This window comes from Crenobacter caeni (assembly GCF_010435965.1).
GTDB classification, from domain to species: Bacteria; Pseudomonadota; Gammaproteobacteria; order Burkholderiales; family Chromobacteriaceae; genus Craterilacuibacter; species Craterilacuibacter caeni.
Window position 1 is genome coordinate 371,903 of record NZ_JAAGAA010000001.1, and the last position, 20,447, is coordinate 392,349.

General features: G+C 65.0%; 19 protein-coding genes and 1 rRNA gene. 15 read left to right on the forward strand and 5 right to left on the reverse strand.

Going from position 1 to position 20,447, the window contains the following annotated elements; translation table 11 throughout:
- The first annotated feature begins 2 nt into the window (after window positions 1–2).
- Genes GZH52_RS01890 through GZH52_RS01910 form a run of 5 tightly spaced genes read left to right on the forward strand, consistent with a single transcriptional unit; the run spans window position 3 to window position 5,724 of the window.
- Window positions 3–1,232 carry a glycosyltransferase family 4 protein gene (locus GZH52_RS01890; protein ID WP_163314810.1) on the forward strand — a complete coding sequence of 410 codons (1,230 nt, stop codon included), beginning with the start codon at window positions 3–5 and terminating at the stop codon, window positions 1,230–1,232.
- Window positions 1,229–1,957, forward strand: coding sequence for an alpha/beta fold hydrolase (locus tag GZH52_RS01895; protein ID WP_163314811.1), 729 nt, complete (start codon window positions 1,229–1,231; stop codon window positions 1,955–1,957). Before GZH52_RS01890 ends, GZH52_RS01895 begins: the two co-directional genes overlap by 4 nt.
- A gap of 55 nt (window positions 1,958–2,012) precedes the next feature.
- The gene (locus GZH52_RS01900) at window positions 2,013–3,176 is read left to right on the forward strand and encodes a DegT/DnrJ/EryC1/StrS family aminotransferase (protein ID WP_163314812.1); all 1,164 of its coding nucleotides are present in this window, start codon (window positions 2,013–2,015) and stop codon (window positions 3,174–3,176) included.
- Window positions 3,173–3,823: a sugar transferase gene (locus tag GZH52_RS01905; RefSeq protein ID WP_163314813.1), complete on the forward strand. Its 651-nt coding sequence runs from the start codon at window positions 3,173–3,175 to the stop codon at window positions 3,821–3,823. The genes GZH52_RS01900 and GZH52_RS01905 overlap by 4 nt, the downstream gene beginning before the upstream one ends.
- 8 nt (window positions 3,824–3,831) lie before the next feature.
- Window positions 3,832–5,724, forward strand: a complete 1,893-nt coding sequence (locus GZH52_RS01910; protein ID WP_163314848.1) for a polysaccharide biosynthesis protein — start codon at window positions 3,832–3,834, stop codon at window positions 5,722–5,724.
- On the opposite strand, the gene GZH52_RS01915 is transcribed toward GZH52_RS01910, so the two are convergent.
- Window positions 5,710–6,957 (reverse strand): GGDEF domain-containing protein, encoded by a 1,248-nt coding sequence (locus GZH52_RS01915; protein WP_239057969.1) that lies wholly within the window; start codon window positions 6,955–6,957, stop codon window positions 5,710–5,712. The genes GZH52_RS01910 and GZH52_RS01915 overlap by 15 nt on opposite strands.
- A 123-nt stretch (window positions 6,958–7,080) precedes the next feature.
- Between GZH52_RS01915 and GZH52_RS01920 the strand changes: the two genes are divergently transcribed.
- Complete coding sequence (locus GZH52_RS01920) at window positions 7,081–7,992, forward strand: LysR substrate-binding domain-containing protein (protein ID WP_163314814.1); 912 nt, start codon at window positions 7,081–7,083, stop codon at window positions 7,990–7,992.
- Between the two features lie 14 nt (window positions 7,993–8,006).
- On the opposite strand, the gene GZH52_RS01925 is transcribed toward GZH52_RS01920, so the two are convergent.
- Window positions 8,007–8,585 (reverse strand): porin family protein, encoded by a 579-nt coding sequence (locus GZH52_RS01925; RefSeq protein WP_163314815.1) that lies wholly within the window; start codon window positions 8,583–8,585, stop codon window positions 8,007–8,009.
- Window positions 8,586–8,797: 212 nt separating this feature from the next.
- Here GZH52_RS01925 and aspA point away from each other — a divergent pair, with 212 nt between their 5' ends.
- Both aspA and GZH52_RS01935 read left to right on the forward strand, forming a co-directional pair.
- Complete coding sequence (gene aspA / locus GZH52_RS01930; protein WP_163314816.1) at window positions 8,798–10,201, forward strand: aspartate ammonia-lyase; 1,404 nt, start codon at window positions 8,798–8,800, stop codon at window positions 10,199–10,201.
- 59 nt (window positions 10,202–10,260) lie between these two features.
- A complete protein-coding gene (locus GZH52_RS01935; RefSeq protein ID WP_163314817.1) occupies window positions 10,261–10,602 on the forward strand; it encodes a hypothetical protein in 342 nt (113 codons plus the stop codon).
- A gap of 52 nt (window positions 10,603–10,654) precedes the next feature.
- Here GZH52_RS01935 and GZH52_RS01940 read toward each other — a convergent pair whose 3' ends face one another.
- Entirely contained in the window at window positions 10,655–11,023 is a 369-nt protein-coding gene (locus GZH52_RS01940) for a YggL family protein (RefSeq protein ID WP_163314818.1), read from the reverse strand.
- 361 nt (window positions 11,024–11,384) lie between these two features.
- On the opposite strand from GZH52_RS01940, the gene GZH52_RS01945 reads away from it, so the two are divergent.
- A complete protein-coding gene (locus GZH52_RS01945) occupies window positions 11,385–12,920 on the forward strand; it encodes a M30 family zinc metallopeptidase (protein WP_163314819.1) in 1,536 nt (511 codons plus the stop codon).
- 54 nt (window positions 12,921–12,974) lie between these two features.
- Here GZH52_RS01945 and ubiD read toward each other — a convergent pair whose 3' ends face one another.
- Window positions 12,975–14,456 carry a 4-hydroxy-3-polyprenylbenzoate decarboxylase gene (ubiD, locus tag GZH52_RS01950; RefSeq protein ID WP_163314820.1) on the reverse strand — a complete coding sequence of 494 codons (1,482 nt, stop codon included), beginning with the start codon at window positions 14,454–14,456 and terminating at the stop codon, window positions 12,975–12,977.
- A gap of 150 nt (window positions 14,457–14,606) precedes the next feature.
- On the opposite strand from ubiD, the gene GZH52_RS01955 reads away from it, so the two are divergent.
- The 5 genes from GZH52_RS01955 (at window position 14,607) to GZH52_RS01975 (ending at window position 19,447) form a co-directional block, all read left to right on the forward strand.
- Entirely contained in the window at window positions 14,607–15,212 is a 606-nt protein-coding gene (locus GZH52_RS01955) for an OmpW/AlkL family protein (protein ID WP_163314821.1), read from the forward strand.
- Between the two features lie 257 nt (window positions 15,213–15,469).
- Window positions 15,470–16,555: an ABC transporter ATP-binding protein gene (locus tag GZH52_RS01960; RefSeq protein WP_163314822.1), complete on the forward strand. Its 1,086-nt coding sequence runs from the start codon at window positions 15,470–15,472 to the stop codon at window positions 16,553–16,555.
- A gap of 5 nt (window positions 16,556–16,560) precedes the next feature.
- Window positions 16,561–17,448 (forward strand): ABC transporter permease, encoded by an 888-nt coding sequence (locus GZH52_RS01965; protein WP_163314823.1) that lies wholly within the window; start codon window positions 16,561–16,563, stop codon window positions 17,446–17,448.
- Window positions 17,441–18,238, forward strand: coding sequence for an ABC transporter permease (locus GZH52_RS01970; protein WP_349290624.1), 798 nt, complete (start codon window positions 17,441–17,443; stop codon window positions 18,236–18,238). Before GZH52_RS01965 ends, GZH52_RS01970 begins: the two co-directional genes overlap by 8 nt.
- A gap of 156 nt (window positions 18,239–18,394) precedes the next feature.
- Window positions 18,395–19,447: a VanZ family protein gene (locus tag GZH52_RS01975; RefSeq protein ID WP_349290625.1), complete on the forward strand. Its 1,053-nt coding sequence runs from the start codon at window positions 18,395–18,397 to the stop codon at window positions 19,445–19,447.
- Here GZH52_RS01975 and GZH52_RS01980 read toward each other — a convergent pair.
- Complete coding sequence (locus tag GZH52_RS01980) at window positions 19,424–20,062, reverse strand: pyrimidine 5'-nucleotidase (protein WP_163314825.1); 639 nt, start codon at window positions 20,060–20,062, stop codon at window positions 19,424–19,426. The genes GZH52_RS01975 and GZH52_RS01980 overlap by 24 nt on opposite strands.
- 317 nt (window positions 20,063–20,379) lie before the next feature.
- On the opposite strand from GZH52_RS01980, the gene GZH52_RS01985 reads away from it, so the two are divergent.
- Window positions 20,380–20,447: ribosomal RNA gene (locus GZH52_RS01985) — 16S ribosomal RNA — on the forward strand; the annotation flags it as partial.

Consider the following 20,447-nt stretch of genomic DNA (forward strand, 5'->3'; position numbering starts at 1 on the left):
CGATGAAGATCCTGTATATCAACCACTACGCGGGTTCGCCCAAGCACGGCATGGAGTTCCGCCCGTACTACCTCGCGCGCGAATGGGTGCGCGCCGGGCACGAGGTGAACATCGTCGCCGCCGACTTCTCGCACCTGCGCCAGCACAACCCCGAACTCTCCAAGGCCTACGCCGACCAGGAGATCGACGGCATCCGCTACACCTGGTGCCGCACGCCTCGCTACGAGGGCAACGGCGCGAAACGGGTGGTCAACATCTTCGCTTTCCTGCGCCGGCTGATGGGGCTGTCCGGGCGTTTCCTGCGCGACTGGAAGCCGGACCTGGTGATTGCGTCGAGCACCTACCCGCTCGACACCGTGCCGGCGGCCTTCATCGCCGGCAAGACCGGCGCGCGCCTCGCCTACGAGGTGCACGACTTGTGGCCGCTGACGCCGGTCGAAGTGGGCGGCATGAGCCCCAAGCACCCGTTCATCCGCCTTTTGCAGTGGGCTGAGGACTTCGGCTACCGGAAGGCCGACACCGTGGTGTCGATGCTGCCGTGCGCGCAGGACTATATGCTCTCGCACGGCATGGACCCGGCCAAATACGCGGTGGTGCCGAACGGGGTGGACGTGGCCGAGTGGCAGGGCGAGCCGTTGCCGCTGCCCGACGCGCACCGTGAATTGCTCGCGCGCTTGCGCGCCGACGGGCGTTTCATCGTCGGCTACGCCGGCGGGCACGGCCTCGCCAACGCGCTCGACTTCCTGCTGGAAGCGGCGGTGGGCCTGACGGACAGCCGCGCCGCCTTCGTGCTGGTCGGCGATGGGCCGGACAAGGCGGCGCTGGAAGATCAGGCGCGCAAGCTTGCTCTTTGCAACGTACATTTCCTGCCGGCCATCCCCAAGCGCGCGGTGCCGGCCTTTCTTGCCGCGACTGACGCGCTGTACATCGGCTGGCGCAAACTGCCGATCTACCGCTTCGGCATCAACCCGAACAAGCTGTTCGACTACATGATGGCCGGCAAGCCGGTGATCCACTCGGTCGACGCCGGCAACGACATCGTCGCTGCCGCCGGCTGCGGCGTCAGCGTGGCCGCGGAAGACCCGGTAGCGATCGCGCAAGGCGTGCGCGCGATGATGGCGAAGACGCCAAACGAGCGCGGCCGCCTGGGCGCGGCTGGCCGCCAGTACGTGCTGGCCAACCACGATTACAAGGTGCTGGCGCGGCGGTTCCTACAGGTAACTTGCCGATGAGCGGTTCCTCGCTGGCTCTGGATTATGCGGTTTACGGTAGCGGCAGGCCGCTGGTGCTGTTGCTTGGTTTCGGAATGGTGCATGAAGATGCGTACGAACTTGGCTATCTGGCACCGTTGATTGGTCGCTATCAGATGATCTGCGTGTCGGCGCGCGGACACGGAGCCAGTCCGGCACCGCTTGCTGCGGACGCGTACGCGCTGGCAGACATCGTGGCCGATATCGATGCGCTGCTGGCGCGTTTGTCCGTCAATGACGCGCTGCTTTGGGGGTATTCGCTGGGCGCCAAGTTCGCACTGGGCCTGGCGGCCTGGCACCCAGAGCGGGTGGGAGGTCTGGTGCTGGGTGGGTTTGAGCGCCACAGCCGCGTGGACGTCGACAAAGATCTGGTATTGGAAACATTGCGCGCTGGTGGTCAGCCATGGTGTGCGTTGTGGCAGCGCCTGATGCCGGTGCCGCCGGGGATGGCGAGTCGGCTGCAAGGCTGTAACCGGGAGGCGTTGCGGGCGCTGCGCCTTGCGGAAGGGACGTGGCCCGATCTGGGCGAGTTGCTGGCTCAGGTCAAGGTTCCCGTGCGCATGTATGCGGCGGCGGATTGTTTTGCTCTTGCCGACATGCAAGAACTCGCCGCCTCGCGTGGTGATACGTGCACCGTTTTGAGCGAGTGCGACCATTTCTCGCTGCTTGCCCAACCCGAGCGGGTTGTGCGCAAGCTTGCGCTGTAATTGCGATGCGTCAGCCGGTTGACGTGCCGCTGATCGAATGTGAAGGAGGTTCGAGATGAGCGAACAAAAATTCCTGCCGTTTGCCCTGCCCGATATCGGGGAGGAAGAGATTGCCGAAGTGGTCGACGCCTTGCGTTCTGGCTGGGTGACCACCGGCCCCAAGACCCGCCAGTTCGAGGCCGAGTTTGCCGAATTCATCGGCGACGGCGTCGAGGCGATCGCGGTCAACTCGGCCACCGCAGGCCTGCACCTGGCGCTCGAGGCGCTGGGCATCGGCCCGGGCGACGAGGTGGTGGTGCCGACCTACACCTTTACCGCCACCGCCGAGGTGGTGCGCTACCTGGGCGCCGACCCGGTGTTCGTCGACGTCGACCCGGTGACGCTGAACATGACGGCCGAGGGCCTGCGCGCGGCGATCACGCCGAAAACAAAGGCGGTGATGCCGGTGCATTTCGCCGGCCTCGCCTGCGAGCTAGACGCGATCATTGTGGTGGCGCGCGAGCACGGGCTGAAGGTGGTCGAGGACGCCGCGCACGCGCTGCCCACGCTGTACCGGGGCAAGCTCGTCGGCGCGCTGGACTCGGATGCGACGGTGTTCAGCTTCTACGCGAACAAGACGATGACCACCGGCGAGGGCGGCATGGTGGTGTCCAAGGACAAGGAGCTGATCGCGCGCTGCAAGGTGATGCGTTTGCACGGCATCAGCCGCGACGCCTTCGACCGCTACCGCTCGACGACGCCGGCGTGGTTCTACGAGGTGGTCGCGCCCGGCTTCAAGTACAACATGCCCGATATCGCCGCCGCCATCGGCCTGCACCAGTTGCGCAAGATCCGCCGCTTCCACGCCCAGCGCGAGGAGATGGCGACGCGCTTCGATGCAGAGCTTAGCGACCTGCCGCTGATCCTGCCCGCGCGTCCGGCGCACGCGGCGAGCAGCCACGCCTGGCACCTGTACCCGGTGCGCCTCAAGCCCGAGGCCGGCGTCAAGCGTGACGACTTCATCGCGAAGATGGCCGAGCGGGGCATAGGCTGCTCGGTGCACTTCATTCCGCTGCACCTGCACCCGGTATGGCGCGACGGCTACCACCTGACGCCGGCCGACTACCCGGCGGCGCAGGCGGCGTTCGAGGCCGAGGTGACGCTGCCGCTGTACACCAAGATGAGCGCCGACGACCAGGCACGGGTGATCGCGGCGGTGCGCGGGGTGCTCGGCGCATGAGCGGCGGGCCTTCCGCCCTGCCTTGCTGCGCCGGCAGCGGCCACGGCTCGCCGCTGGTGAAGCGGCTGTTCGACATCGTGGCGTCCGCCGCCGGGCTCGTGCTGCTGTCGCCCTTTTTGCTGCTGATCGCGCTATGGGTGAAGCTCGACTCGCCGGGGCCGGTGTTCTTCCGCCAGGTGCGGGTGGGGCGGGGCGGCGTGCTGTTCCGCATCCACAAGTTCCGCACCATGCAGGAAAACAGCGAGCGGCACGGCCAGCTGACGGTGGGACTTGATGCGCGGGTGACCGGCGCCGGGCATTTCCTGCGTAAGAGCAAGCTCGACGAGCTGCCGCAGCTGATCGACGTGCTCATGGGGGACATGAGCGTGGTCGGCCCGCGCCCCGAGGTGCCCAAGTACGTCGCGCATTACCCGGATGAGGTGAAGGCGCTGGTGCTGTCGGTGCGCCCGGGGATCACCGACTGGGCGTCGATCAGCATGATCGACGAGAACCAGATCCTCGGCGCTGCCGCCGACCCCGAGCGCGCGTATCTCGACGAGGTGCTGCCGCAAAAACTCGAACACTACGTGCGCTACGCGCAAAGCTACTCGCTGCTGGGCGACTTGCGCATCATCGTCGCCACCCTTCACAAGATTGTCGAGCGTTGACCAAAACCATGTCGTTCGAACGCCTGCTCTCCTTCTCGCGCCACCACAAGATGGCGCTTTTGATGTTGCTGGACGCGCTGTTGCTGCCGCTGGCGCTGGTGTCCGCCGTGCTGTTGCGTCTGGGCGGCAACTGGGACCCCAAGCTCGACCCGTTCTGGTGGCTGTTCCTGGTGCCGCCCTTGTGGGTGATCCCGATCTTCATCAAGTTGGGCCTCTATCGCGCGGTGCTCAAGTACGTCGACGACCGTATCGTGTACACGGTGCTGGCCGGGGTGAGCCTGGCGGTACTGGTGCTGATGGCGGTGATCGTGATGGCGCGGGTGGGCCCGTTCCCGCGCTCGTCGGTGATCATCTTCTGGGTGTTCGCGATGGCGTATATCGGCGCCAGCCGCTTCCTGCTCAGGGGGCTGGTCAGGCGGATCGACGCGGTCGACGCGCCGCGCGAGCATGTGCTGATTTACGGCGCGGGCCACGCCGGCGTGCAGCTGATGCTCGCCCTGCAGGCCGGGCGCGAGTACCGGCCGATGGCCTTCGTCGACGACAACCCGCAGCTGTGGCGGCGTACCTACCGGGGCCTGGCCGTGCACGCGCCGGCCGAGCTGCCGGTGCTGGTGGACGAGCTGGGCGTCAAGTCGATACTGCTTGCGATGCCGTCGGTCGGCCGCGCGCGCCAGCGCGAGATCCTGGTGTCGCTGGAGAAGCTGCGGGTGCCGATCAAGCAGTTGCCGGGGATGGCCGAGCTGGTGTCGGGCGAGGTGCGCGTCGAGGCGCTGCGCGAGGTGTCGATCGAGGACCTGCTCGGGCGCGAACCGGTGCCGCCGCGCGAGGACCTGCTCGCGGCGAACATCCGCGGCAAGGTGGTGATGGTCACCGGCGCCGGCGGCTCGATCGGTTCCGAATTGTGCCGGCAGATCGTCCGCCACGGCCCGGCCAGGCTTGTGCTGTTCGAGGCGTCCGAGTTCGCGCTCTACGCGATCGACCAGGACCTCGCCGCACGCGCGAGCGCCGTGCCGCGCGACCCCATCCTGGGCTCGGTCACCGACGAGGCGCGCCTCAAGTCGGTGATGCGCGCCTTCGGCGTCAATACGGTGTACCACGCCGCCGCGTACAAGCATGTGCCGATGGTCGAGTACAACACGGCCGCCGGCGTGTGGAACAATGCCTTCGGCACCGACCGCTGCGCGGCTGCGGCCGAGGCGTGCGGCGTCGACACCTTCGTGCTGATCTCGACCGACAAGGCGGTGCGCCCTACCAACGTGATGGGCGCTTCCAAGCGGCTGGCCGAGCTGTGCCTGCAGGCGCGCCACGCGCGCGGCAGCCGCACCCGCTTCGTGATGGTGCGTTTCGGCAACGTGCTGGGCAGCTCGGGGTCGGTGGTGCCGCTCTTCAAGCGGCAGATCGCCGCGGGCGGCCCGCTGACGCTGACGCACGAGGCGATCACCCGCTACTTCATGACCATCCCCGAAGCGGCGCAGCTGGTGATCCAGGCCGGCGCGATGGGCGAGGGCGGCGACGTGTTCGTGCTCGATATGGGCGAGCCGGTCAGGATCATCGACCTGGCGCGGCGCATGGTGCACCTCTCCGGCCTCGAGGTGCGCGACGCGGCGCACCCGCACGGCGACATCGAGATCCGCATTACCGGCCTGCGCCCGGGCGAGAAGCTGTACGAAGAATTGCTGATCGGCGACGGCGCCGAGCCGACCGAGCATCCGCGCATCCTGCGCGCGCGCGAGTACCATCTGCCTGCGGCCGAACTGTCGCCGCTGCTTGAGCGCCTGGCGGCCGCATGCCAGGCGGAGGACGGCGCGGCGGTGTTCGAACTGATGCCGTCGCTGGTGCACGAATTCACGCCGGCCGGTGCGTGCACCGACCGCGTGGCAGCCGTATCAGGCCGTCTCTAGGCGGACGGCGGGCTGCTGGCGGGTGATGGCCGCGCGGCCCAGGCAACTGTTGCAATGTTCGCTGGCGCACTGCCTGAGCGGGCAGACCACGCCGTTGCGTCCGCCGTGCTTGGCCGCGTACATGCGTTCGTCGGCGAGCTGGACCAGCGCGCGCCAGTCGGGAGCGTGGTCGCAGGTGCGTTCGGCCACGCCGATGCTGGCGGTCACCGGCTTGCCGCTCGGGCGCTCGCCAAGCCCGGTGCCGTACAGGCGGGCGAGCACCTGCATGGTCTGCTCGCAGTCGGTCGACGGCAGGATCAGCACGAATTCCTCGCCGCCCCAGCGCGCGAGGATGTCGCCGCCGCGCAACTGGCTGTTCACGCTCTTGGAGAGGTTTTTCAGCAGGACGTCGCCGGCGTCGTGGCCGTGCTCGTCGTTGACCCGCTTGAAGTGGTCGAGGTCGATGAAGGCGACCGACAGCGGGGCGCCCGAGCGTAACGACTGGTCGAACTGGATTGCCAGCATCTCCTCGCCGCTGCGGCGCGAGTAGCAGCCGGTCAGCGGGTCGCGCAGCGCCTGGCCGACCAGCGCGCTCATCAGCACCAGCTGGCACAGGCTGGCCAGCGCGGCGACGCCGGTGATCAGGATCAGCAGCCAGAACTCGGCGGTGAACGACGGCCAGTCGCTGCCCCCCAACTCGGAGAGGCCGGCCAGCCCGTAAGCGAGCAGTACCGGCGCGGCGAACGCGGCAGTTTCCAGCAGGGTCAGCGGGAACACCGCGAAGCCGGCCAGCAGCACGAAGGGCAGGAAGGCGTAACCGGTGCCGAGCGCGGCGGACAGGCCGTCGAGCTGGTGTTGGGCCATCAGCAGGTGCGAGATCACGTAGAACAGCGTGGGGATGGCGAACAACGTCGCCATCGAGCGGTAGGCGTGCAGCAGGCTGCTCTTGCCGCGTGCCCGGCTGAACAGGGCGGCGAAGGCGGCCGTCGCCGTGAGCCTGAGCGCCGCCAGTTGCGCCCACAGCGGAAAAGGCAGCGTCGCGACGTCGACGACGATCCACAGGGGCGTGAGCAGCGCGAACAGCAGGGCGAACAGGCGGACCCGGTTGACGATCATGGTTGCGCGGCGGCTGGTCAGCAGCGGCAGGTGGCCAATCGGGCTGACCAGTTGGCGGCTGTCGCTGCGCTCCAGTTCGTCGGGCAACAGGCCCGCCAGCGTGCGGCTGAGGAAATCGGTCAGTGTGGGTATGCTCAAGTCCGTCTGGCTCCCGGTCAACCTGGGCTGGGAATGTTTGCCTGACAATATACCATCATGAACTCATAAAGCATATTGCGGTGCGGCGAGCCTGTGCTGGCCGGCCACGACGGGAAGGGACAAATGGAAACGCGCTGGCTGGAAGACTTTCTGGTACTCGCCGAGACCGGCAGTTTCACGCGTTCGGCCGAGTTGCGCCACCTGACGCAGCCGGCTTTTTCGCGGCGCATCAAGTCGCTGGAGGGCTGGGCCGGCTGCGAGCTGATCGACCGCACCACCTACCCGACCCGGCTGACCGCGGCGGGCGAAGCGCTGCGCGAGGAGGCGCTCGCGGTGCTCGGCAAACTGGGCAGCGCGCGCGGCCGGCTGGCGAGTTTGCGCGCCGCGCACGACGACATGCTCGAGTTTGCGGTGCCGCATACCCTGTCGTTCTCGTTCTTTCCGCGCTGGCTGTCCGGGGTCGAGGACGCGTTCGGCGAGCTGCCTTGCCGGCTGTCGGCGAGCAATGTGCACGACGCCTTGCTCGCCTTCGTCGAAGGCGGAAGCGACCTCCTGATGTGCTACCACCATCCGCGCCAGCCGGTCGAGCTGACCGACGCGCGCTACCGCGGCCTGCAACTGGGCACCGAATACCTGCGCCCTTACGCGCGGGCCGAGGAAGACGGCGCGCCGATGTTCCGGCTGCCGGGCGACGCGCAGGCGGCGATCCCCTTTCTCGGCTACGCGCCCAACGCGTATTTCCACCGGATGAGCGAGCTGCTGCTCGAAGCGGTCGGCGCGCCGTGCGCGCTCAGGCTGCGTTACGAGACCGACATGGCCGAGGGGCTCAAGCATATGGTGCTGCAGGGGCACGGCCTCGCCTTCCTGCCCGACAGCGCGGTGGCCGGGGAGCTTGCGCGCGGCGAACTGGCGGTGGCGGGTGAGCCAGGCTGGCAGGTGGCGATGCAGGTGAGGCTGTACCGCGACGTGCGCCGGCGAAAACCGGCGCTCGACGCGCTGTGGCACAGCCTGTCCGGGCGTTACCCGGCGGTGTGAGCACAGAACAATGCTTAGAAGTGGTAGCTGACGCCAGCCTGCAGCGCCATGACTTCTACGCTGGCTTCCTTATTCCCGTATGCGTCTTCGAAGTCGACCTTGCCGTAGTGGGTGAGTTCGGCGAAGACGCGCCAGTCGCTGCTGAGCGTGCTCTCGACGCCGAAGCCGAAGACCGGGCGGTAGTCGTGCTGGGTTGCGCTCTCTCCGTTGACCGTTGCGCGGGCGCGGGCTTGGGACGCGCCCAGACGGCCGTACACGCCGAACGCGTCGTTGACCGGCAGGTGGCCCAGCGCGCTGAACGACACCGAGCGGAAGTTGGTCTTCAGCTTGTTCGTGCCGTAGTTGCGCTTGCTGTCGCCCAGGTCCGCGTAGGCGAGTTCCAGCGACAGTTGCGGCATCAGGTAGTAGCCGGCGTTGATCGCGATGCCCGCACGGGTGTTTTCCTGATTGCTGCCGTTACCACCGAGCACGCCGAAATCGGTCTTGTGACGGGCGATGGCACCGGCGATGCCGATATATTCGTCATCCGGCTGCGCGGCGTGGGCGCCGGCGGCGAGAACGGTCAGGAGCAGGGCGGAAGTCAGTTTTTTCATGTGCGTTGGCCTTGGAGATGGTTGCGCAATGCTATATGAATATTTGTGCATCGGCAAAAACCACTGTCGGGGACTGTGCCGGTTGTTGCTTTCGTGCCATGCATTTTTTGCATGACCCCATCCGCATTCGGAATTGGCCGGCAGGCGATGGGCTCGTCTAGAGTTTCAGCCTTCTTCGCCCCCAGTGGCGCAACGCTTTGAAAGCCCAGAACATGCAAACACGCCTCGAACACGACCTGATCGGCGACCGCGAGATCCCGGCCGACGCCTACTGGGGGATCCACACCCTGCGTGCGGTGGAGAACTTCCCGATCACCGGCGTGCCGATCTCGCATTACCGCGAACTGGTGCTTTCGCTTGCGCTGATCAAGCAGGCCGCCGCACAGGCGAACTGCGAGCTGGGCTTGCTCGACAGCCGCAAGGCCGAGGCGATCGCGGCCGCGTGCGGCGAGATCCGCGCAGGCGCCTTGCACGAGGCGTTTGTGGTTGACGCGATCCAGGGTGGCGCCGGTACGTCGACCAACATGAACGCCAACGAGGTGATCGCCAACCGCGCGCTCGAGCTGATGGGGCACGCCAAGGGCGAGTACGCGCACCTGCACCCGAACGAGCACGTGAACCTGTGCCAGAGCACCAACGACGTCTACCCGACCTCGCTCAGGCTGGCCACGCATATGGGCATCGCCCGGCTGATCGAGGCGATGGGCCGCCTCAAGGTGCATTTCGACGCCAAGGCCGACGAGTTTGCCGACGTGCTGAAGATGGGGCGTACCCAGTTGCAGGACGCGGTGCCGATGACGCTGGGTCAGGAGTTCCGCACCTACGCGGTGATGCTGGGCGAGGATATCGAGCGTCTGCAGGAGGCCGCGCGGCTGATGCTGGAGATCAACCTCGGTGCCACCGCGATCGGCACCGGCATCTGCTCGCACCCGGACTACGCGCCGCTGGTGTGCAAGCACCTGTCGCAGCTTTCCGGCCTGCCGCTGATGACCTCGCCCAACCTGATCGAGGCGACGCAGGACTGCGGCGCCTTCGTGCAGGTTTCGGGCGTGCTCAAGCGCGTCGCGGTCAAGCTCTCCAAGACCTGCAACGACCTGCGCCTGCTCTCGTCCGGCCCGCGCGCGGGGTTTGGCGAAATCAACCTGCCGGCGCGCCAGGCCGGCTCGTCGATCATGCCGGGCAAGGTCAACCCGGTGATCCCGGAGGTGGTCAGCCAGGTCGCGTTCGAGGTGATCGGCAACGATGTGACGGTGACCATGGCCGCCGAAGCCGGCCAGTTGCAGCTCAACGCCTTCGAGCCGGTGATCGCGTACAGCCTGTTCCGCAGCATCGGCCACCTGATCGCCGCCTGCGACACGCTGGGCGAACACTGCGTCTCCGGCATCACCGCCAACCGCGACTTCCTCAAGCGCCAGGTCGAGCACTCGATCGGTCTCGTCACCGCGCTGTTCCCGATCATCGGCTACGCTGCGGCGACCGAAGTGGCCGGCGAAGCGTTCAGGCGCGGTGGCAGCGTCGCCGACATCGTGCTTGAGCGCGGGCTGATGAGCCGCGAGCAGCTCGACGCGGTGCTGCAGCCGGAAGCGCTGACCCGCCCGCGCTGGGTCAAGGTCTGATTTGAAGCAGGCGCCGTGGCAGGCTATTCTCCATTGTGCATTGCACAATGGAGGCTGTCATGGCCGGCTTTCCCTCTCTCGCGGACGCCCGCGCGTCCGCCGTCTTGCGCAGCCAGCACGCCTGGCTGCGTTTCTGTATCTTCTTTACGGCGAGGCAGCTGCGCTCACCCGAAGCGTTGCCTGAGCGCTGCCGGCGCCTGCTGCGTCGCCAGCAGGCCGACCGCCTGGCCTTGCTGCACGACACATTACCGGCCCTGCTGTGGCCGGCGATTTGCTGGTGCGCCACCCTGCCGCCCGCGCAAGCGGGGCAGTGTCTTGCCGCGCTAGATAGTGCTGCGTGCCGGCAGCGCCGGCTGATCGTCGAAGCCGCGCGCTCACTCGACGCGCTGGCTCAGGCGTGAAAAAAGCCGGGGGGTGCCCCGGCTTTTCTTTACGCAGACACCTGCGGCGTACTTACCACTCGATATTCCACAGGTCGGCCAGCTCGTCGGCGTCGACCGCGTCGACTTCGTCGCGCGCGTTCAGCCACGCGACGAGCGATGCGCGCATTTCCTCGGTGACCTTGGTGCGGCCAACCGGGAACACGATGCCTTCGAAGCGCTGCACTTCGTCGCCGCCGAAGTGGCCGCCGAAGCTCACGCCCTGCGCGTCGACCGTCTCGAGCCAGGCGTCGAGCAGCGCGTCCTGCGCCTCGGCCGCCAGTTGTGGCTTGAGGGTAACCAGCAGCGAGAAACCTAGTTCGGTGAATTCACCGACCTTCATCTTCTTGCGCTGGCGCGGGCTCAGGCGTTTCAGGCGCTGCTTGCTGTTCGGGTTGTGCATGGGAAAGTCCTTCCTTGGAGATAGCCCGCGATGATGCAGTGTATCTTTTTTTGTCACAAGCCCCTTGAAGTCTTTATGCAAATTGGGTTGTGTTGCGGTTTGGGAGGATAATCGCAGGCAATCTTGTTGGCAGGACAAAGTGAAGGGATAAACAATGACAAAAAAGGCGCTTAGCCTGATTGGCTGTTTGCTGCTGTCCGCGTGCGGCGGCGGTGGCAGCGGCGGTGGCTCTCCAGGCTCCCTAGGTAGCTCGTTCGGTGAAACGCCAGTCCGCGTCAGCAGTTGCGTCAGCCTGGCGGCCGGTAACGAGTGTGCGCCCGGCGTACGAGTCGAGAGTAATGCCATTGGAGATGGCAGTGCCGTGCTCACCTACGAAAATCAGGGATCGGTACCCCGAGATTTGCTGGTGAGTGGGATTGGCGGCATCCACACGGTCAGCGCCGTGCTGTATTCGAGCGATACGACACCGAATGACCTGCCGGATTCCGGTAGTGGCGGCAGGCTGTTCGACGCGGTGTCCCGGCAGCACAACAGTATCCCCGTACAGATTTCGAAGGAAAACCTGCAAGCGCCTGCTGACTTGCGGGATCTATTGAAAAACAACGTCGGGACTTCTGCGCCTGCGCCAGTCCAGCCGAGTGGAAACTGGACATCGATCGTCAACGACAACATCACCACTGTCCCAACTGCAAAGCTTGCCGAGCGTGATTTGCCGAACAGTGGCGGCGGGAAGGTCGTTGTGTGGGGACAGAACACTGCCCTGACGAACCTTTCCTCTTGCGGTGCGCCACTGACGGGCGATGACCTTGCCAAGGCCGACATGAAGGTAAGCATATGTCAGGCTCAGGCGATGGCCGACATGTTCGCATCTAAGGTCTACCTGCTGGCGACCGAACTGATCGGTACGCCGTGGGGAAACGAAGTGCCTGCCGCGCTGCAGTCTTGGTTGCTGGATAGGTCAACCAAAGATATCCATATCGTGCTGCTCGATATCACCCCCGATGGCCAACCGCTGGGCACGATCGGCTACTACTGGTCTGTCAACAGCTTCCGCAAGGGTGTGAAGCCCTACAGCAACGAGGCCCTGGTGTTCTATATGGACGCGGCGACGTTTGCCAAGCTGGATCGCTACACGATTGGCGAAACCGAGTACGGGGCCTGGCGGCCCGAGGGCACGTACCCGGCGCTGGGCATGACGACGCTCGCGCACGAGTTCCAGCACATGATCCAGTTCTACCAGAAGCAGGTGCGGCACGGTGCTCCGGTGGGGGCAGGCGACACCTTCCAGAACGAGACTGCCGCACAGGCCTTGGGTTATCTGGCCGGCCGGAAGATGTTCCCCGATGTCGAGACAGACCCGCATCTGAGGACAGAGGTTGTCGGTGGCTTCGAAGGTGAGTTCAGGCAATCGCTCGGTTATTCGGGTTGTCTGATGGATAGTTGGGGTGGCAGCGGCGACATGTGCTCCGCTGGCGCGCACTACCCGCAGGCGCTGAGCCTTGCGATGTACATGCTGCACCAGTACGGACCCGGTATCCTCAAGGATTGGGTGCAGGGGCCGGAGAACGGAATTGCCGCCATCGAAAAGGGGTTGGCGTCGGCGAGTACCGGACTGAAGTACCACGAAGTCGTCCGCCGCTGGGGCATCTCGACCCGTATGGAAAAGGCCGCGGGCAATTTGGGCTTCCCTGCCAGGAAGTGGCCGCTCGGCACGGCCACCATTGACTTGGGCGCAGTCAGCCCTGGCGCCTATTTCAACTTCAAGGTGGGGAGTTTTACGACGACCCTGCCGGCTGCCAGTGCTCCGCGCTACGCGGTCAATGTCCAGCCGGGAATTGCAGAGAACACGCGCGTGCGTGTGCCCGGTGGCAGCCGGCTGCATCTGGTCGTGTATTGAGTGCAGAACGCAAGAAGGGCGGCCTCGGCCTCCCTTCTTTACTGATGTACCCACTTACAGGCCCAGTTCGTCCCACATCGCGTCGACCCGGGCGCGGGTGGCCGAGTCCATCACGATGGGCGTGCCCCATTCGCGCGTGGTCTCGCCTGGCCACTTGTTGGTCGCATCCAGCCCCATCTTGCCGCCGAGGCCCGACACTGGGCTCGCGAAGTCCAGGTAGTCGATCGGGGTGTTCTCGATCAGCACCGTGTCGCGCACCGGGTCCATGCGCGTGGTGATCGCCCAGATCACCTCCTGCCACGAGCGGGTGTCGACGTCGTCGTCCACCACCACGATGAACTTGGTGTACATGAACTGCCTGAGGAACGACCACACCCCCATCATCACCCGCTTGGCGTGCCCCGGATATTGTTTCTTGATGCGGACCACCGCCATCCGGTAGCTGCAACCCTCGGGCGGCAGGTAGAAGTCGGTGATCTCTTGGAACTGCTTTTGCAAGATGGGCACGAACACCTCGTTCAGCGCGACGCCGAGGATGGCCGGCTCGTCCGGTGGCTTGCCGGTGTAGGTGCTGTGGTAGATCGCGTTCTCGCGCATGGTGATGCGCTCGACGGTGAGCACCGGAAAGCGGTCCTGCTCGTTGTAGTAGCCGGTGTGGTCGCCGTACGGCCCTTCCAGCGCGGTGTCGTTAGGGTGGATATGCCCTTCGAGCACGATTTCGGCGCGCGCCGGCACCTGCAGGTCGAAGCCGATGCAGCGGGTCAGTTCGGTGCGCGCGCCGCGCAGCAAGCCGGCGAACTGGTATTCGGACAGGGTGTCCGGCACCGGGGTGACCGCACCGAGGATGGTCGCCGGGTCGCAGCCGAGCACCACCGCGACCGGATACGGCGTGTCCGGGTGGCGCGCGCAGAACTCGCGGTAGTCGAGCGCGCCGCCGCGGTGCGCCAGCCAGCGCATGATCACGCGGTTCTTGCCGATGACCTGCTGGCGGTAGATGCCGAGGTTCTGCCGCTTCTTGTTGGGGCCGCGGGTGACGGTCAGCCCCCAGGTGATCAGCGGGGCCACGTCGCCCGGCCAGCAGTGCTGGATCGGCAGCTTCTCGAGGTCGACCTCGGCGCCTTCCCATACGATTTGCTGGCAGGGCGCCTTGCTCACTTCCTTCGGCGCCATCGACAGCACCTGCTTGAGTAGCGGCAGCTTGTCCCACGCGTCGCGCAGCCCCTTCGGCGGCTCGGGCTCCTTCAGGTAGGCGAGCGTTGAGCCAATCTCGCGCAACTTGTCGACGCTGTCCGCGCCCATGCCGCGCGCGACGCGCTCGGGCGTGCCGAACAGGTTGGCGAGCACCGGGTAGGCGTAGCGCACGCCATCGCGTTCGGGTCGCTCGAAGAGCAGGGCGGGGCCGCCCGCGCGCAATACGCGGTCACCGATCTCGGTCATCTCCAGGTGCGGCGACACCGGGCGGGCGATGCGTTTGAGGTCGCCGTCGGCCTCCAGTTGCGCGATGAATTCGCGCAGGTCGCGGTATGGATTTTTCATGTTTTATGTTCTTTTCATGATCTGGCTCAAGGTTTCACGCGGAGGGCTTTGCTAATTTTGCTGCCATCGATACGCGTATGGGATGTTTGAGCCACGCGTCTTGACCCAAGATTCTAAACGCAAAAAACCTCACCGTTCAGGAGAATAATGATGAAGAAGTTCGCAATCGCCGCGCTCGCCGCCGCTCTGGCCGCTCCCGCTTTCGCCGCCCAGGGTGACATCCTGGCCCGCTTCCGCGTGATCGACATTGATCCGAGCGCATCGTGGAGCAATGGCAATGTCGTTCCGGGGCTGGATGTTGATGTGAAGAGCCAGGTCGCACCTGAGCTCGACTTCACCTACATGATCACCAACAACATCGGCGCCGAACTGATCCTGGGTACTGCCCGCCATCAGGTGACCTCGAATAAGCTCGGCAATCTGGGCAACGTCTGGGTGCTGCCGCCGACCGTGACCCTGCAGTACCACTTTGCGCCGGAAGCGGCCTTCCGTCCGTACGTGGGTGCCGGTATCAACTACACCCGCTTCTACAAGAGCAGCTTGAAGGCAGGTGCTGCAGATCTGGATATCGACAAGAACAGCTGGGGCGGCGCGCTGCAGGTCGGTGCCGACTACGCGGTCAACAAGGACTACTTCATCAACGTCGACGTCAAGAAGATCTGGATCAAGACCGACGTGAGCCTGAATGGCGCACATGTGGGTGAGTTGAAGATCAACCCGTGGGTGTTCGGTCTGGGCATCGGCACCAAGTTCTGATCCTGGCCATCTCCATGCAAGGCGCCTGCGGGCGCCTTTTTGCATTGTCTGGCGGCACTGGGCCGCCGGCGCTACACCGTTTATAAGCCGTCCGTGCGGCCCGCTGACAAACGGTACTGTTTGCCCGCTTTGCGTGATCCGCATTTGAGGCGGATCAGCAAACTGCGCTGAGGCCTTGAATTTGCAAGGCATTCCCGGCTTCCCCCCGGGGGGATTTTTGCTACAATTGCGCCCTTTTTTATGGGCGGGGACGAAAGATGGCGCTCCTTGAAATCCGCAACGTCGTAAAACAGTTCGATGACTTCACGGCTGTCAACGACGTGAGCCTGTCGGTCGAGGCAGGCGAGTTCTTCACCCTGCTGGGTCCTTCCGGTTGCGGCAAGACCACCTTGCTGCGCATGCTGGCGGGTTTCGAGCAGCCGGACGCCGGGCAGATCCTGCTCGACGGGCAGGACATGTCGCGTGTGCCGCCGGAGAAGCGTCCGGTGCATACGGTGTTCCAGAACTACGCGCTGTTTCCGCACATGACGGTGCGCGAAAATATCGCGTTCCCGTTGAAGATGGCCGGCTGGGCCAAGGACAAGATGGACGCGCAGGTCGACGAGTTGCTGGAAGACGTGCGCCTCACCGAATTTGGCAAGCGCTACCCGCACGAGATGTCCGGCGGCCAGCGCCAGCGTGTCGCGATCGCGCGCGCGCTGGTCGACCGTCCGCGCCTGCTGCTGCTCGACGAGCCCCTGTCCGCGCTCGACGCCAAGCTGCGCGAGGAGATGCAGCTCGAACTGATCAAGCTGCAGAAGGAAGTCGGCATCACCTTCGTCTACGTCACCCACGACCAGGGCGAGGCGCTGGCGCTCAGCCACCGCATCGCGGTGATGAGCCGTGGTCAGGTCGAGCAGCTCGACATCCCCGAGAACATCTACGGCAACCCGAAGAACCGTTTCGTCGCCGACTTCATCGGCCAGTGCAATGTGCTGGAGGGGACGGTGCGCGCGGTCGATGGCGGGACGATGACGGTCGATATCAAGGGCTGCGGCGAGGTGCGTACGCTCGCGGTGCCGGGTGTAACCGTCGGCCAGCAAGGCTGGCTCGCTTTGAGGCCGGAGAAGATCAAGCTCGACAAGGAACTGTCGGACCTGCCGGACGAGGCGTATTTCAGGGGGCGCATCCACGACTGCCTGTACCTGGGCGATGTGACCATCTACATCGTCGAGGTTGCCGACGGCGTGCTGATCGAGGCGATGCTGCCCAACAACATCCCCGGGGTCGCCAAGTTCTTCGACGACGGCGACATCGTCGAGATTGCCTGGCGTTTCGACGCCGGCAGCTTCCTGACCGAGTAAGCGCCATGAAGAACCGTCTGGGCAAATGGCTGCTGTCGTGGCCGCCGCTACTCTATCTGGTGCTGTTTTTCCTGATCCCGACCGCGATCATGTTCGTCGCGGCGTTCCGCTTTCCCGGTGACTACGGCGGCCTCGCGCCGATGTATTACTACGAGGAAGGCAAGCTCATCTGGGACCTGACGCTGGAGAACTTCACGCGCCTTGTCGAGGAGCCGATCTATTTCGAGCTGTTCGCCAAGTCCGCGTGGTACGCGGCGCTGACCACGCTGATCTGCCTAGTGATGGCGTACCCGCTGTCGTGGCTGATTGCGCGTTCGGCGAAGAAGTACCGCGACCTGTTGCTGCTCTTGGTGATCCTGCCGTTCTGGTCGAACTTCCTGATCCGCATCTACGCGTGGATGATCATTCTCGGCCCGCAGTCGGCGTTCACTCGTGCGGTCAACTGGGTATGGACCGGCATGGGAGGTGAGCCGGTGCAGCTCTTGTTCACCCCGTTCGCGGTGATCGTCGGCATGGTCTACGTGCACCTGCCCTTCATGGTGCTGCCCTTGTACGCCAACCTGGAGAAGCACGACCTGTCGCTGTTGTCGGCCGCGCAGGACCTGGGCGCGAACGCTTGGCAGCGCTTCTGGAGGATTACCTGGCCGTTGAGCCTGCCCGGCGTGTTCGCCGGCTCGGCGCTGGTGTTCATCCCGGCGCTTGGCATGTTCGCGATTCCGGACATCCTGGGTGGGACCGACTCGATCATGATCGGCAACTTGATCAAGCAGCAGATCCTCGACACCCGCGACTGGCCGTTCGGTGCGGTGCTGTCGATCATGCTGACGGCCGGGGTGTTGGCGATTGCAATGCTGGGCGCGCTGATCGCGCGCAAGGGGGTGAAGCGTGGCTAAGGCCAAACAGTCCGCCTGGCTGAAGGTATCGGCCTGGGTGACCTACCTGTTCCTCTACCTGCCGCTGGTGATCGTGGTGGTGTTCTCGTTCAACGACTCCAAGCTCAACGCGGAGTGGGTGGGCTTCACCACGCGCTGGTACAGCCAGCTGTTCGCCAACGAGAAGATGCTGACCGCGGCGGGCAACTCGCTGCTGATCGCGCTCGCGGCAAGTTTCCTGTCGACGGTACTGGGCACGCTGGCCGGCATGGCGCTGCACAAGTACAAGGTGCCGTTCCTGAGCTTCCTGGTGCTCACGCCGATCGCGATTCCCGAGCTTTTGACCGGGGTCAGCCTGGTGATCTTCTTCGTCTTGGTCAACCAGATCCTCGGCATCCTTGAGCTCGGCCTGTTCACCATCCTGCTCTCGCACGTCGCGTTCTGCATCGGCTTCGTCGCCATCGTGGTCAAGGCACGCATGCAGGGGATGGACGAGAGCCTGGTCGAGGCCGCGCGCGACCTGGGCGCGACGCCTTTTCAGGCGTTCCGGCTGGTGACGCTGCCGGTGATCCGCCCGGGCATCATCGCCGGCGCCCTGATGGCGTTCACGCTGTCGATCGACGACTTCGTGATCACCTTCTTTACCGCCGGCGCCGGCGCGTCGACGCTGCCCTTGGAGATCTACTCGATGATCAAGATCGCGGTGACGCCGGAAGTGAACGCGGTGTCCAGCCTGCTGATGCTGCTGACGCTGGTACTGATCGTGATCGCCTCGCGCGTCTCGCCCGGTGCCCTGCGCGCGAACGACTGAGCGCGCAGCTGCGGCAATCGGGGCAGGCTTGGGCCTGCCTTTTTTACGTGCGCCGGGGATGCCGCGGCGCGCTTGCCCGCCGGCAGGCGCCGCCGTATGCTCTGGCAGTCAATAATTTGCCCATTAAATGCCGTGGTCAACGCTGCGCGTTCCCATGTGGCCCATTACACGGCCCTGATCACCTTCGTGGTGATCGTCTTCACCAGCTTCTACCCGTTCACCGGCTGGGCGTATAGCGGCCGGCCGCTGTTCGAGTTCCTGAGCTACCCGCTGCCTTACTACTTCCGCGTGTTCGACAACGCGGTCAACTTCATCGTCTACCTGCCGCTGGGTTTCGCGCTGGCGCTGACCTGCAGGCCGCGCATCCTGGGCTGGCTGCTCGCCGTGCTGCTGTGCGGGCTGGCCAGCCTGCTGGTCGAATTCGGCCAGCAATTTTTGCCCAGCCGCGTGTCGTCCAACCTCGACATGCTGTACAACGCCGCCGGCGGTGCGCTGGGCGCGACGCTGGCGGTCAGCCCGCTGTTTCGCCGGCTATGGCACCGCATCTGGCGGGCCCGCCAGCGCTATTTCCGCAGTGAAACGGCAGCCGACTACGCGGTGGTGCTGATCGCGCTGTGGTTCGTCACCCAGCTCGACCCGTCGGTGCCGCTGTTCGGCGTGGTGGTGCGCCCGCTGGGGCTGCCGCAGCCCTTTGTGTCACCGCTGGAAAACCCCATGCTGTTCCTGCTGTTGGTCGAGGCCGGCAGCGTGATGCTGCACCTGGTCGCGGTGCTGTTGTTTGTTACCACCTTCCTGGCAGACAGGCGCTACTACGCGCGCGCGGTCATGCTCGTGATGCTGCTGCCGTGGCTGCTGAAGATGATGACCGCGGGCGCGCTGCTCAAGCCGATGGCGCTGTTCGAGTGGATCAGCTTCAACGTGATGACCGGGTTGTCGGCGGGCTTCCTGCTGGTGTGGCTGTTCACACGCTTCCCGCCGCTGGTGCAGGCGGTGGTCGCCCTGCTCGCGCTGGCCGGCACCCGGGTGCTCGCCGCGATGTGGCCGCTGACCCGCTCGGACGAGGAAATGCTGTCGCTGTTCCGCTGGCATTACGGCCATCTGGCCAATATGAACGCGCTGATCGCCTTCCTGTCGCAGTTGTGGCCGTACGCGGCGCTGGCGACGCTGCTGGGTCTGCTCTGGCAGTCAGCCCGCCAGCGCAAGGCGTGACAGCTCGCTGATGCGGCTGATGCGCGCGTCGACATAGTCGGGGCGCTGCGGCTTGCGGCTGAGCCAGACGGTCTTCATGCCCAGAGCTTTGGCCGCCTTCAGGTTGTCCAGGCTGTCCTCGACCATCACGCAGTGCTGCGCCTGCAGGTGGTGGTCGACCAGCACGCGGCGGAACGCCGACGCGGCGGGCTTGGGGGTGAAGTCGAGGCGCTCGACGCCGTAGTGCGCGCAAAAGTGCTGGTGGACGCCCATCGCGCGCAGCAGGTCTTCCACATAATGCTGCGGCCCGTTCGAGAGCAGGATCTTGCGGCCGGGCAGCGTGCGCAGCACGCTGTCGAGGTCCGGCTCCCAGCGCAGCATGGGGCGGAACACCTCGGTCGGGTGCGTCTCGCGCAGGAAGTGGTGCGGGTCGATGCCGTGGTGTTCGACCAGTCCGCGCAGCGTCGCGCCGTATTGCTGCCAGTAACGTTCGCGCAGCGTGTGCGCGGCTTCCTCGTCCACTGCCAGCTTGTCCATGATGTAGCGGGTCATCAGTTCGTTGATGCGCGGGAAAATGCCGTGGTCGGCGTCGTGCAGGGTATTGTCGAGGTCGAAAATCCAGGTGGGGTGGGTCAAAGCAGTCTCCTGTAATCAGGCTTGCGATTATCCGGCAAGCGCAGCCTTGGGCGAAGGTTGAAATTTTTTGTGATGCTAATCAACAAGATGACGGACTTCTGCCATTTCCTGTACAGGAAGGTGTTGACGGAGGCGGGCTGCAAACGTATAGTTCGCCACCTCGACGCAGCGCACACAACGCGAAACGTCACTGCTCTTTAACAGAACGAACAACCGATAGGTGTGAGTGCTTGGCGCAGCCAACACTTGCACTGCAAGAGAAGGAAACGAAAGTTTCTTTGGACTTGCGTGCCAGAAGTACGAAAAAGTTAGAGATTGAACTGAAGAGTTTGATCCTGGCTCAGATTGAACGCTGGCGGCATGCTTTACACATGCAAGTCGAACG